We start from the raw sequence: 13004 nt of genomic DNA on the forward strand, positions 1-13004 counted from the left end.
CATCCCCCGACCCGCCGTGAACATGCCCGTGAGCCCGCCCCCCAGCGACGGTCCCCTGAGCGCCAGCCCCGAGTCGGCGACGTTCGAGCAACTGACGATCGTCGACCTGATCCGCCATGGCGGCAGCCTGTTCGCCGAGGCCGGGCTGACCTTCGGCCACAGCTACGACAACGCACTCGACGAGGCGACCCAGCTGGTGCTGCACGCGCTGCACATGCCGCACGACCTCAGCCCGGTCTACGGCCAGTCGCGGGTCACCACCGCGGAGAAGGCGAAGGTGCTGGCGCTGTTCGGGCGCCGCATCCGCGAGCGCGTTCCCGCCGCCTACCTGACCGGCGAGGCCTGGTTCGCCGGCCTGAGCTTCAAGTCCGACCCGCGCGCGCTGGTGCCGCGCTCCCCGATCGCCGAGCTGATCGAGGCCGGCTTCGAGCCCTGGCTCGGCGGCCGCGAGGTCCGGCGCGCGCTCGATCTGTGCACCGGCTCGGGCTGCATCGCGATCGCGACCGGGCACTACCATCCCGATTGGGAGGTGCACGGCATCGACATCAGCGACGATGCGCTGTCGCTGGCGGCCGAGAACAAGGCGCGGCTGCACGCCGACAACGTCGCCTTCCGCAAGTCCGACCTGTTCTCCGCGCTCGACGGCGAGGTCTACGACCTGATCGTCACCAATCCGCCCTATGTGACCGACGACGAGACCGATGCGCTGCCGCAGGAGTACGCGCACGAGCCCGAGCTGGGCCTGCGCGCCGGCGACGACGGTCTCGACCTGGCGCTGCGGATCATGCGCGACGCGCCCGCGCACCTGAGCGAGCACGGCCTGCTGATCTGCGAGGTCGGCGAGGCCGAGCGCGCCCTGGTCGAGCTGCTGCCGGAGCTGCCGATGGCCTGGGTCGAGTTCAAGGTCGGGCAGATGGGCATCTTCGTGGTCGAGCGCCAGGACCTGGTCGAGCACCGGGACCGGATCCGCGAACTCGCCGACGCGCGCGGCTGACCGGCGATGTCCGACAACAGCTTCGGCCGGCTGCTACGCGTCACCACCTTCGGCGAGAGCCACGGGCCGGCGATCGGCTGCGTGGTCGACGGGCTGCCGCCGGGCATCGCGATCGCGCCGGAGGATTTCCGCCAGGACCTGGAGCGGCGCGCGACCGGGCGCACCCGCCACACCTCGGCGCGACGCGAGAGCGACGAGGTCGAGATCCTGTCCGGGGTCTACGAGGGCGTCACCACCGGCACCCCGGTGGCCCTGCTGATCCGCAACACCGACGCCCGCAGCAAGGACTACAGCCGGATCGCCGCGCAGTTCCGCCCCGGCCATGCCGACTATGCCTACTGGCAGAAGTACGGCGTGCGCGATCCGCGCGGCGGCGGCCGCTCCTCGGCGCGCGAGACCACGATGCGGGTGGCCGCCGGCGTGATCGCCAAGAAGTGGCTGGCCGAGCGCCACGGCGTGCGCATCCAGGGCTGGCTGTCGCAGCTGGGCGCGATCGTGCCGGAAGGCTTCGACCTGTCGGTGGTCGAGGACAACCCGTTCTTCTGGCCGCACGCCGAGCAGGTGCCGGCGCTGGAGGCCTACATGGACGCGCTGCGCAAGTCCGGCGACTCGGTCGGCGCGCGCGTGGACGTGATCGCCGAAGGGGTGCCGCCGGGCTGGGGCGCGCCGATCTACGGCAAGCTCGACGGCGCGTTGGCGGCGGCGCTGATGAGCATCAACGCGGTCAAGGGCGTGGAGGTCGGCGACGGCTTCGCCTCGGTCGCCCAGTCCGGCAGCGAGCATCGCGACGTGATGCATGCGGACGGTTTCCAGTCCAACCATGCCGGCGGCGTGCTCGGCGGCATCAGCACCGGCCAGCCGGTGCGCTGCTCGGTCGCGTTCAAGCCGACCTCGAGCCTGCGCCTGCCGGTCGAGGGGCTGGACGTGCATGGCGATGTCGTCGAGGTGGTCACCACCGGTCGCCACGACCCCTGCGTGGGCATCCGTGCGACTCCGATCTGCGAGGCGATGGTGGCGCTGGTGCTGATGGACCAGGCCCTGGTCCACCGCGCCCAGTGCGGCGATGTCGGCGAGGTGCCGCCGCGTATTCCCGGCGAACCCGCCGAGGGCTCGAAAAAACGATAGCGGCCAGTCGTCAGGCGCGCCCCCGCTGGGCCCGGGCAGCGCCGTTCCGGCTGAGCCGCGTTGAGCGAACAGGGCCCGACGCCGATCCATCCGGGCGCGCGACCCAGACCTGCGCGGCGCCCCAGACCCCAAGGAATCCAGAATCATGAGCAAGACCTTCAACGTAGCCGTCGTCGGCGCCACCGGTGCGGTCGGCGAGACCATGCTGGCGATCCTCGCCGAGCGCCGCTTCCCGATCGGCACCCTGCACGTGCTCGCCAGCGAGCGCTCGGCCGGCGGCACCATCGAATACCGCGGCGAGGAATACATCGTCCAGGACCTGGCCGCGTTCGATCCAGCCGGCGTCGACATCGCGCTGTTCTCCGCCGGTGGCAGCGTGTCCAAGGAGTACGCGCCGAAGTTCGCCGCCGCCGGCGCGGTGGTGATCGACAACTCCTCGGCCTTCCGTTACGACGACGATGTGCCGCTGGTGGTGTCGGAGGTCAATCCCGAGGCGATCGCCGACCGTCCGCGCGGCATCATCGCCAACCCGAACTGCTCGACCATGCAGATGCTGGTCGCGTTGGCGCCGATCCACCGCAAGTACAGGATCGAGCGCATCAACGTCGCCACCTATCAGTCGGTGTCCGGCGGTGGCCGTGCGGCGATGGAGGAGCTCGGTCGCCAGACCGGCGCGCTGCTGAACTTCCGCGATCCCGAGCCCGAGCGCTTCCCGGTCCAGATCGCGTTCAACCTGATCCCGCACATCGACGACTTCCAGGACAACGGTTTCACCAAGGAAGAGATGAAGATGGTCTGGGAGACCCGCAAGATCCTCGGCGACGACTCGATCATGGTGAACCCGACCGCGGTGCGGGTGCCGGTGTTCTACGGTCACTCCGAGGCGGTCGCGATCGAGACCGCGACCCCGGTCACGCCGGACGAGGCGCGCGCGCTGCTGGCCGCCTCGCCGGGCATCGAGATCGTCGATGAGCGCAAGCCCGGCGGCTATCCGACCCCGGTCACCCACGCCTCGGGCAACGACGCGGTCTATGTCGGCCGCATCCGCGAGGATCTGTCGCATCCGCGCGGGCTCAATCTGTGGATCGTGTCCGACAACATCCGCAAGGGCGCGGCCTTGAACGCGGTGCAGCTGGCCGAGCTGGTCGCGGCGGAGTGAGCCGCGAGCCGGTCCGGATATCGGCATCGATGTCGCTCGGGGCGGGGGCCTTCGCTCCCGCCTCGCTGGCCGGGCGTGGTTGCAGGGCGATCGCCGTCACGCGTTGCGCCGTGCACGCCGCGCCGGCTAGAGTCGGCAATCTGGGGGAGACGAAACAGGTGCTCTTGTGAAGCAGTTCGCGCGTTGTGCGTTGGCACGTAGTGCATTGGCGCTCGCGCTGGTGGTGGCCAGCAGTTCGGCGTCGGCATTGGGTCTGGGCGAGATCGTGGTGCGATCGCGTCTGGACCAGCCGTTGCTGGCCGAAATCCCGATCATCTCCAACGACCCGGCCGAGCTGGAGCGCCTGCAGGCGCGACTGGCCTCGCCGGAGACCTTTGCCCGCGTCGGTCTGGAGCCGCCGCAGGGCGTGGTGTCGAACCTGCGCTTCATGGTCGGCCTCGACAACGCCGGCAACCCGGTGGTGCGGGTCACCAGCGCGCAGCCGGTCGACCAGGCCGCGCTGACCTTCCTGATCGAGGTCGACTGGGGGCAGGGGCGGCTGGTGCGCGAGTACTCGGCGCTGCTGGATGCGCCGCGCACGGTGTCGGCCGCGGCACAGCCTCCGATCGAGGCGCCGACCGTCGCGCCGTCGAACCAGATCGTGCGCGAGCCGGCGGTGTCCGACGAGGCCGCGGCCGATGCGGTGGCGGCCGGGGATGCCGGGACCACGGTGCCGACAGCGCCGCCGACCGAACCGACGCCCGAGCCGCCTCCGGTGGCGACCGCCCCCGCGCAGCCGCGTCCGGCCGCGGTGGCGCGTCCGGTGCGCCGGATCGACGGCGACAGCTACCAGGTGAGCAGCGGCGACACGTTGTCGCACATCGCCAGCCGCATCGATGGTGCCCGCGGGCTCAGCCTCAACCAGCGCATGGTGGCCTTGCTGCAGGCCAACCCGGAAGCCTTCATCGGCGGCAACATCCACCAGGTCAAGTCAGGCGCGGTGCTGCGGATTCCCGATGCCGAGGCGATGGCCGGGTTCGAGCGCGCCGAGGCCGACGAACTGGTCCGCGAGCAGACCCGTCAGTGGCGGCAACCGGTCGCGACCGTGCCGCAGCCGGCCGATGCGGGCCGGGTCGGCGTGCCGGCGCCTGCCTCGGGCCAGGCGCAGCAGGCCGCGGTGGCCGACGCACGGCTGGAGATCGTGCCGCCGGGCGCGAGCGATGCGAACCAGGCCGGCAACACACCCGGCAACCAGTCCGGTATCAGCGCCGGAGGCGAGGGGAACATGCTTCGACAGGACATGCAGCAGGCGCAGGAAACCCTGGCGGCCCGCGAGGCCGAACTGGGCGAGATGAAGGCCAGGATCGCCGAGCTGGAGAAGCTGCAGCAACAGCAGCAGAAGCTGCTGGAACTGAAGGACAGCGAGCTGGCCGAGGTGCAGCAGCGCCTGGCCACCCAGTCCGCCACTGCCGCTCCACAGGACGCCGGGCAGGGGACCGCGATGCCGTGGCTGTTCGGCGGCTTCGGCCTGTTGCTGGCCGCGCTGGCCGGCGGCTGGGCGTTGCGGCAGCGCAATGCCAAGCCGGTGTTCCGTGCCCCCGACGAGTCCCATGGCGAGCGCCGATCGTCGGTTGCCGACGCGTTCGCGGCGGGCGCCGCGGGCGCTGCCGTGGCGGCGCCGACCGCCGCTGACGACGAGGCGACCGCGACCGGCTCCGAAGCCGCCGCGGTGGTCCCGGCGCCGGCCGCCGCGACCGCCGGACCGGAACCGGCCGCCGATGCCGGCGCCGGGGCGCCCGCCTGGCACGGTGCCCAAGAGCAAGAGGCGGAGGACGAGCCCTCGCCGGTGATGGCGGATGCGACCGCCGGCAATGGCGGCGGCAACGAACGCCTGGAGCTGGCCCGCGCCTACATCGCCCTGGGCGATCGCGACAGTGCCCGCCAGTTGCTGGCCGAGGTGCGCCTGCACGGCGACCTGGCCGCGCGTCAGCAGGCGATGCAGATGCTGCGCGAACTGGAATGATCCGGTCGCGGTATCGCCGTCGTGGATGAGCAGGCACCGGCGCCGTCCGCGGTCGAACGGTTGGCGCTGGCGATCGAGTACGACGGTTCGGCGTTCTCCGGCTGGCAGCGCCTGACCCGCGCGGGCGAGGAGGGCGCGCGTCCGGAGCGCACCGTGCAGGAGGTCGTCGAGCAGGCGTTGGGCTTCGTTGCCGGGCAGCCGGTGGCGACGGTCTGCGCCGGCCGCACCGACGCCGGGGTCCACGCCCGCGCCCAGGTGATCCATTTCGACGCGCCGGTACGGCGCGAGCCCCGCGGCTGGGTCCTCGGCACCACCACCCGGCTGCCGCCGGAGGTCTGCGTGCGCTGGTGCGTGCCGGTGGCGGCGGACTTCCATGCCCGCTTTTCGGCGCGCGCGCGCCGCTACCGCTATCGTCTGGTCAACCGGCCGGTGCGCCCGGCGCTGATGCGCGAGTACCTGAGTTGGGAACGGCGACCGCTGGACGCGGACGCCATGCACCGCGCCGCCCAGGCGTTGCTGGGCGAGAACGACTTTTCCGCGTTTCGCACCGTCCACTGCCAGGCGCCGCATGCGCGTCGCAACCTGCACGAGATCAGCGTGCGCCGCGACGGCGAGATCGTCGATGTCGAGGTACAGGCCAATGCGTTCCTGCATCACCAGGTCCGCAACATCGTCGGCAGCCTGCTGGTGGTCGGGCGCGGCGAGAAGCCCGAGGGCTGGATCGCCGAGCTGCTGGCCGGGCGCGACCGTACCGTCGCCGGGCCGACCGCGCCGCCGAACGGGTTGATGTTCCTGCGACCGCTGTATCCGGCCGATTGCGGGCTGCCGGCGGAAGTGACCCTCAGCGGTCCGGCGCCGGGCCCGGCGGCGCCGGAGGACGACTGAGATGGGCCAGGGTTCCGTGGAACGCGATCCCAAGGACCGTGAACCACGCGCACGCGCGACCCGGATCAAGTTCTGTGGCCTGACCCGGCCGGAGGACGTGGATCTGGCGGTCGCGCTGGGGGTCGACTTCATCGGCCTGGTGTTCGCCGCGCGCAGTCCGCGCCGGCTGGACCCGATGACCGGCGCGGCGCTGCGCGCACGGATTCCGGACCGGATCGCCACCGTCGCGCTGCTGATGGACGCCAGCGCCGCCGAGGTCGGTGCTGTCGTCGAGACGGTCCGCCCCGACCTGCTGCAATTCCACGGCGCCGAGCCCGACGCGTTCTGCGCAGGCTTCGGGCTGCCGTTCTGGAAGGCGATCGCGATGGGCGGCGACCCCGACCGCGCGCTGGCCGGCCTGGGGAGTTTCCCGCATGCCGCGGCCTTCCTGTTCGACGGCCATGCCGCGGGCGAGCCCGGAGGCGGTGGCCAACGCTTCGACTGGACCCGATTGCCGGACACGCTGGAGCGCCCGTTCCTGCTGGCCGGTGGGCTCGACGCCGGCAACGTCGCCCGCGCGATTGCCACCGCGAGGCCCTGGGGAGTCGATGTCTCCAGCGGCATCGAGCAGTCGCCCGGGCTGAAGGACGCGGCGCGGATGCGTGCCTTCGTCGAGGCGGTCCGATGCGCCGATGGCGATGGCGCGCCGCGCAGCTAGCTGCGCCGGACGTGTAGGATAGGAGGCGCCATGAAACCTCGTCGTCCGCCCGCTCCGTTTGGCCGTTCGCTTCGCCGCTGGCGACGCGTGCCCGCGGCCGCGGTCAGATAACCGCGCTCGACGCGGCCGCCCGCCGGCCTTCGCATCCCTCGCCGCGACACGGTTCGCGGCCGTTTCATGGCACCGGAGAATTCCCGTGGTAACTCCCGACCCCCATGCCGCGCAGGGCGCGGCCAGCGCTTCGGGTCCAATCGACAGCGCTTCGATCGACTACAACCTCTACCCCGACGCGAACGGCCATTTCGGCCGTTTCGGCGGCCGCTTCGTCGCCGAGACCCTGATCGGTCCGCTGCAGGAGTTGGCCGAGGCCTACGACCAGGCCCGTACCGACCCCGAGTTCATCGCCGCCTTCGAGCGCGACCTGGCCCACTATGTCGGCCGGCCCAGTCCGATCTACTTCGCCGAGCGGCTCAGTCGCGAGGTCGGCGGCGCGCGCATCCTGCTCAAGCGCGAGGACCTGAACCACACCGGCGCGCACAAGATCAACAACACCATCGGCCAGGCGTTGCTGGCCAGCCGCATGGGCAAGACCCGGATCATCGCCGAGACCGGCGCCGGCCAGCACGGCGTCGCCTCGGCGACGGTGGCCGCGCGGCTGGGGCTGGAGTGCGTGGTCTACATGGGCGCGACCGACATCGAACGGCAGAAGATCAACGTCTACCGGATGCGCCTGCTCGGCGCCAGGGTGGTGCCGGTGTCCAGCGGTTCGGCGACGCTGAAGGACGCCCTCAACGAGGCGATGCGCGACTGGGTCACCAACGTCGGCGACACCTTCTACATCATCGGCACCGTCGCCGGCCCCGACCCGTATCCGCGGATGGTGCGCGATTTCAATGCCGTGGTCGGCCGCGAGGCGCGCGCGCAGATGCTGGCCGAGTACGGGCGCCTGCCGGACGCGGTCACCGCCTGCGTCGGCGGCGGCAGCAATGCGATCGGCGTGTTCCATGCCTTCCTCAACGATCCGGGCGTGCGCATCGTCGGCGCCGAGGCCGCCGGCGACGGCATCGACACCCCGCGTCATGCCGCCTCGCTTGCCGCCGGGCGCCCCGGCGTGCTGCACGGCAACCGCACCTACGTGCTGTGCGACGACGACGGCCAGATCACCGAGACCCACTCGGTGTCGGCCGGGCTCGACTATCCCGGCGTCGGTCCCGAGCACGCCTTCCTGAAGGAGACCGGGCGCGCCGAGTATGTCGGGGTGACCGACGAAGAGGCGCTGGCGGCGTTCCACCGGCTGACCCGCAGCGAGGGCATCCTGCCGGCGCTGGAGTCCAGCCATGCGATCGCGCAGGCGATCAAGCTCGCCCGCGACCTGCCGGAGGACGCCCTGGTGCTGTGCAACCTGTCCGGCCGCGGCGACAAGGATGTGCATACCATCGCCGCTCGGGAGGGCATCTCGCTGTGAACCGCATCGACCGCAAGTTCCAGGCCCTCGCCGCCTCCGGCCGCAAGGCCCTGGTGCCGTTCGTGACCGCCGGCGATCCTTCGCTGGAGGCGACCGTGCCGGTCATGCACGCGCTGGTCGAGGCCGGTGCCGACGTGATCGAACTCGGGGTGCCGTTTTCCGACCCGATGGCCGACGGACCGACCATCCAGCGCAGTTCCGAACGCGCGATCGCGCGTGGTGCCGGCCTGTCCTGGGTGCTGGAGGCGGTGCGCGGGTTCCGCGAGCGCGATGCGGACACGCCGGTGGTGTTGATGGGCTACCTGAATCCGGTCGAGATCCGCGGCGCGGAGGCCTTCGCCGCCGCCGCGACCGCGGCCGGGGTCGACGGCGCGCTGCTGGTCGACCTGCCACCGGAGGAGGCCGCCGATTTCCGCGCCGGCTTCGACGCGCACGATCTGGCCCTGGTCCTGCTGGCCTCGCCGACGACCTCGCCGGCCCGTATCGGCCAGCTGTGCGACGAAGGGCAGGGCTACCTGTACTACGTCAGCTACGCCGGGGTGACCGGCGCCGACCGTCTGGATGCCGGTGCCGCCAACGACCGACTGCACACGATCCGGGCCCGCAGCCGGGTCCCGGTGGTGGCGGGCTTCGGGATCAAGGATGCGGCCAGCGCGGCGGCGATGGCGAAGGAGGCCGATGGCGTGGTTGTCGGCAGCGCGCTGGTCGCGGCGTTGGCGGATGCCGTCGATCCGGCGGCCGCGGCCCGGGCCTTCCTTGCACCATTGCGCGAGGCGCTGGACCGCACAGGCCAGGTGTGAGCCACGATCCCCGGGCTGCGCGCCCCCCCGGGGTAGAGTCTGTCGGGCAGAGGGCAGAGAAGGGCCATCGATGCCACAGGAGCGGCGTGAGCGGCGATGCGGCCTTCATGGGACGGCCCTCGCGGCTTACGCCGCTCCTACGACAGCAGGTGCGTGCCCCTCCAATTCGCCCGGCGCGCGAATCGCCCCCCGACTCCGGGGGGCTGAGGCCCATCGACGGTCGATCGACGCCATGGGAGCGGCGACCGCCGTTCCGCAAGCCCAATCGCGGCCTGTGCCGCTCCTACAGTAAACTGACCCGCTCGGTCGGGGTCCGCCTCGACCTCCCAATGGCTGAACGGGAAAGACTCAACGTATGTCCTGGCTCAAGAAACTCATGCCGTCCGGCATCCGCACCGAATCCGGCAGCGCCAAGCGGCGCAGCGTGCCGGAGGGGCTCTGGGAGAAGTGCGACCAGTGCGGCGCGGTCCTGTACCGGCCCGAGCTCGAGGAGAACCTCGAGGTCTGCCCGAAGTGCGGCCACCACATGAACATCCGGGCACGGGCCCGTCTCAATGCCCTGTTCGACGCCGGCAGCACGACCGAGCTCGCGACCGGGCTGGGTCCGACCGATGTGCTCAAGTTCAAGGACCAGAAGAAGTACGCCGACCGGATCAAGGCCGCGCAGCGCTCGACCGGCGAGCGCGACTCGCTGGTCGCGATGTCGGGCACCATGAAATCCAGGCCGCTGGTCGCCTGCGCGATGGATTTCGCGTTCATGGGCGGCTCGATGGGCTCGGTCAGCGGAGAGAAGTTCGCCCTGGCCGCCGAGCACGCGCTGGAAATCGGTGCGCCGCTGGTGTGCTTCTCGGCCTGCGGGGGCATGCGCATGCAGGAGAGCCTGTTCTCGCTGCTGCAGATGGCCAAGACCTCGGCGGCGCTGGCGCGCCTGCGTGCGAAGGGGTTGCCGTTCATCTCGGTGCTGACCCATCCGACCTTCGGCGGCGCCACCGCCTCGTTCGCGATGCTGGGCGACATCAACATCGCCGAGCCCAAGGCGTTGATCGGGTTCGCCGGCCCGCGGGTGATCGAACAGACCGTGCGCGAGACCCTGCCGGAGGGCTTCCAGCGTTCGGAGTTCCTGCTCGAACACGGCGCGCTGGACCAGATCTGCGACCGCCGCGAGCTGCGCGATCGCCTGGCCCAGTTGCTGGCCCTGCTGCAGAAGCAGCCGGCGCCGGAGGACGATGTCGAGGCCGCCTGAAGCCGGCTCCGCATCGATGCAGTCGCGCCCGTGCCGCGGGCGCCCGTTCCGGAAGATGGATATCCAATGACCCGCAAGTATTTCGGTACCGATGGCATCCGCGGCCGGGTCGGCCAGGGCCCGATCTCGGCCGACTTCATGCTGCGCCTGGGCAACGCCTACGGTCACGTGCTGGCCGCCGCCAGCAGCGGACACAAGCCGCTGGTGGTGATCGGCAAGGACACCCGCATCTCCAACTACATGTTCGAGGCCGCGCTGGAGGCCGGACTGGTCGCCGCCGGCGTCGACGTGCAGCTGATGGGGCCGATGCCGACCCCGGCGGTCGCCCATCTGACCCGCTCGCTGCGCGCCGACGGCGGCATCGTCATCTCCGCCTCGCACAACCCGCATCACGACAACGGCATCAAGTTCTTCTCCGCCAGCGGCGAGAAGCTCGACGACGCCACCGAGCTGGCGATCGAGGCCGCGCTGGACCAGCCGTTCCGCACCGTCGATTCCGATGCGCTGGGCAAGGCCGTGCGCACCCGCGACGCGGTCGGCCGCTACGTCGAGGCCTGCAAGAACTCGGTGCCGCGAGGCTTCGATCTCAAGGGCATGCGCATCGTGATGGATTGCGCCCACGGCGCGACCTATCAGATCGGTCCGCTGGTGCTGCGCGAGCTCGGTGCCCGTGTCGACACCATCGGCGTGGACCCCAATGGCACCAACATCAACGACGGCGTCGGCTCGACCCATCCGCAGGCGCTGGCCGCCGAGGTCAGGGCGCGCGGCGCGGACCTGGGCATCGCCTTCGACGGCGACGGCGACCGCGTGCTGCTGGTCGACGAGAGCGGCCAGGTGCGCGACGGCGACGATCTGCTGTTCCTGCTGGCCACCGACTGGCGCCAGAGCGGGCGCCTGCAGGGGCCGGTGGTCGGCACCCTGATGACCAATTTCGGCCTCGAACAAGCGTTCGATCGCGGCGGCATCGGCTTCATCCGCGCCAAGGTCGGCGACCGTTACGTGCACCAGCAACTGATCGCGCACGGCGGCATACTCGGCGGCGAGACCTCGGGGCACCTGCTGTGCCTGGACCGGACCAGCACCGGCGACGGCATCATCAGCGCGCTGCAGGCGCTGGAAGTGCTCAAGCGTCGCGGGCTGAAGCTCGGCGAGGCGCTGGGTGGCCTGGACAAGGTGCCGCAGAAGACCGTCAACGTCCGCTACGAGGCCGGCAACGGTCAGCCGGTCGAGGCCGCCTCGGTCAAGGCCGCGCTGGCCGAGGCCCAGGCCGCGGTGGCCGGCCACGGGCGCGCGTTCCTGCGACCCTCCGGCACCGAGCCGGTGGTGCGGGTGACGGTCGAGGCCGACTCTCCCGAGCTGATGCAGACCACCCTCGACGCCCTTTCCGAAGCAGTCCGCCAGGCGGCGGCCTGAAGACCCCACATGGAGTGTTCCGATTCTATGAGTCCGCAGATTCCGACCCTCGACATCCGTCGCTTCACCGACCCGGCGTCGCCCGCCGACCGTGACGCTTTCGTCTCCGAACTGGGCGCCGCCTATCGTGAGTGGGGCTTCGCCGGCATCCGCGGCCACGGCATCGGCGACGACCGGATCGGCGGCGCCTACGAGGTGTTCCGCCAGTTCTTCGACCTGCCCGAGGCGGTGAAGATGAAGTACCACGTGCCCGGTTCCGGCGGTGCCCGTGGCTACACCCCGTTCGGGGTCGAGACCGCCAAGGACTCCAAGCACCACGACCTCAAGGAGTTCTGGCACGTCGGTCGCGAGATCGCCGACGACTCCGGCTACCGCGAGGTGATGCCGCCGAACCTGTGGCCGACCGAGATCGAGGGTTTCCGCGAACACGCCTACGGGCTGTACCAGGCGCTGGACCGGCTCGGCAGCTCGGTGCTGTCGGCGCTGGCCCTGCACATCGAGCTGCCGGAGGACTGGTTCCGCGACAAGACCGACAGCGGCAATTCGATCCTGCGGCCGATCCACTATCCGCCGATCACCGCCGACGACATTCCCAACGTGCGCGCCGGCGCCCACGAGGACATCAACCTGATCACCCTGCTGGTCGGCGCCAGCGCCGAGGGCCTGGAAGTGCTGTCGCGCAAGGGCGAATGGGTGCCGTTCACCGCCGACGCGGACACCATCGTGGTCAACATCGGCGACATGCTGCAGCGCCTGACCAACCACGTGTACCCGTCGACCACCCACCGGGTGGTCAATCCCAAGGGCGAGACCGCGCGCCAGCCGCGCTACTCGACGCCGTTCTTCCTGCACCCGAATCCGGATTTCCTGATCGACGTGCTGCCGGGTTGCGTCAGTCCGGACAACCCGAGCCGGTATCCGCAGGCGATCACCGCCCAGGGCTATCTGGACGAGCGCTTGCGCGAGATCAAGCTGAAGTAGGCGCGGTTCAAACCGCCGCCGTGGCGCGGCGGCTCGGCCACCGTAGGAGCGGCGTAGGCCGCGATTCCCAGGCTGCGCCCGGGAATCCCCAAAGCTTGCTTCGCAAACCCTGGGCCCCGCCGTTGCGCCTCCACACCCCCATTCGCATCTGCGATGCGAACCGCTCCCTGACTCAGGGGGTTGGGGCATCGGCATCGCCTCCTGGCCGTAGGAGCGGCGTGAGCCGCGATGGGCTTT

The 13004-nt window shown here is 70.9% G+C and carries 11 protein-coding genes; all 11 read left to right on the top strand.

Annotation, left to right across the window (positions count from 1 at the left end; genetic code table 11):
- Positions 1–22: 22 nt before the first annotated feature.
- The 11 genes from prmB to C9I47_RS07320 all read left to right on the top strand — a co-directional run bounded on the left by prmB (position 23) and on the right by C9I47_RS07320 (position 12767).
- On the top strand, positions 23–994 hold the full coding sequence (gene prmB, locus C9I47_RS07275) for a 50S ribosomal protein L3 N(5)-glutamine methyltransferase (RefSeq protein ID WP_111266148.1): 972 nt from the start codon (positions 23–25) through the stop codon (positions 992–994).
- Between the two features lie 6 nt (positions 995–1000).
- A complete protein-coding gene (aroC, locus tag C9I47_RS07280) occupies positions 1001–2119 on the top strand; it encodes a chorismate synthase (RefSeq protein ID WP_111266149.1) in 1119 nt (372 codons plus the stop codon).
- Between the two features lie 145 nt (positions 2120–2264).
- The gene (locus tag C9I47_RS07285; protein ID WP_111266150.1) at positions 2265–3278 is read left to right on the top strand and encodes an aspartate-semialdehyde dehydrogenase; all 1014 of its coding nucleotides are present in this window, start codon (positions 2265–2267) and stop codon (positions 3276–3278) included.
- Between the two features lie 166 nt (positions 3279–3444).
- Positions 3445–5280, top strand: a complete 1836-nt coding sequence (locus C9I47_RS07290; protein WP_111266151.1) for a FimV/HubP family polar landmark protein — start codon at positions 3445–3447, stop codon at positions 5278–5280.
- Positions 5281–5301: 21 nt separating this feature from the next.
- Positions 5302–6165 carry a tRNA pseudouridine(38-40) synthase TruA gene (truA, locus tag C9I47_RS07295; RefSeq protein WP_111266152.1) on the top strand — a complete coding sequence of 288 codons (864 nt, stop codon included), beginning with the start codon at positions 5302–5304 and terminating at the stop codon, positions 6163–6165.
- Between the two features lies 1 nt (position 6166).
- Entirely contained in the window at positions 6167–6862 is a 696-nt protein-coding gene (locus tag C9I47_RS07300) for a phosphoribosylanthranilate isomerase (protein ID WP_111266153.1), read from the top strand.
- A 250-nt stretch (positions 6863–7112) separates the two neighbouring features.
- Complete coding sequence (trpB, locus tag C9I47_RS17895; protein ID WP_223250354.1) at positions 7113–8327, top strand: tryptophan synthase subunit beta; 1215 nt, start codon at positions 7113–7115, stop codon at positions 8325–8327.
- Positions 8324–9127, top strand: a complete 804-nt coding sequence (trpA, locus tag C9I47_RS17900) for a tryptophan synthase subunit alpha (protein WP_223250320.1) — start codon at positions 8324–8326, stop codon at positions 9125–9127. The genes trpB and trpA overlap by 4 nt, the downstream gene beginning before the upstream one ends.
- A 355-nt stretch (positions 9128–9482) precedes the next feature.
- Positions 9483–10370 (top strand): acetyl-CoA carboxylase, carboxyltransferase subunit beta, encoded by an 888-nt coding sequence (accD, locus tag C9I47_RS07310; protein ID WP_111266154.1) that lies wholly within the window; start codon positions 9483–9485, stop codon positions 10368–10370.
- Between the two features lie 66 nt (positions 10371–10436).
- Positions 10437–11786 carry a phosphoglucosamine mutase gene (gene glmM / locus C9I47_RS07315; RefSeq protein ID WP_111266155.1) on the top strand — a complete coding sequence of 450 codons (1350 nt, stop codon included), beginning with the start codon at positions 10437–10439 and terminating at the stop codon, positions 11784–11786.
- A gap of 27 nt (positions 11787–11813) precedes the next feature.
- Positions 11814–12767: an isopenicillin N synthase family dioxygenase gene (locus C9I47_RS07320; protein ID WP_111266156.1), complete on the top strand. Its 954-nt coding sequence runs from the start codon at positions 11814–11816 to the stop codon at positions 12765–12767.
- Positions 12768–13004: the final 237 nt, after the last annotated feature.

This window comes from Marilutibacter maris, from assembly GCF_003233695.1.
In the GTDB taxonomy this organism is placed as follows: domain Bacteria; phylum Pseudomonadota; class Gammaproteobacteria; order Xanthomonadales; family Xanthomonadaceae; genus Marilutibacter; species Marilutibacter maris.

What these genes read in the sequence shown, in the direction of transcription:
- prmB (WP_111266148.1), top strand. Translation starts at nt 23, where the DNA reads ATGCCCGTGAGCCCGCCCCCCAGCGACGGTCCCCTGAGCGCCAGCCCC.
- accD (WP_111266154.1), top strand. Translation starts at nt 9,483, where the DNA reads ATGTCCTGGCTCAAGAAACTCATGCCGTCCGGCATCCGCACCGAATCC.
- aroC (WP_111266149.1), top strand. Translation starts at nt 1,001, where the DNA reads ATGTCCGACAACAGCTTCGGCCGGCTGCTACGCGTCACCACCTTCGGC.
- C9I47_RS07320 (WP_111266156.1), top strand. Translation starts at nt 11,814, where the DNA reads ATGAGTCCGCAGATTCCGACCCTCGACATCCGTCGCTTCACCGACCCG.
- C9I47_RS07285 (WP_111266150.1), top strand. Translation starts at nt 2,265, where the DNA reads ATGAGCAAGACCTTCAACGTAGCCGTCGTCGGCGCCACCGGTGCGGTC.
- C9I47_RS07300 (WP_111266153.1), top strand. Translation starts at nt 6,167, where the DNA reads ATGGGCCAGGGTTCCGTGGAACGCGATCCCAAGGACCGTGAACCACGC.
- glmM (WP_111266155.1), top strand. Translation starts at nt 10,437, where the DNA reads ATGACCCGCAAGTATTTCGGTACCGATGGCATCCGCGGCCGGGTCGGC.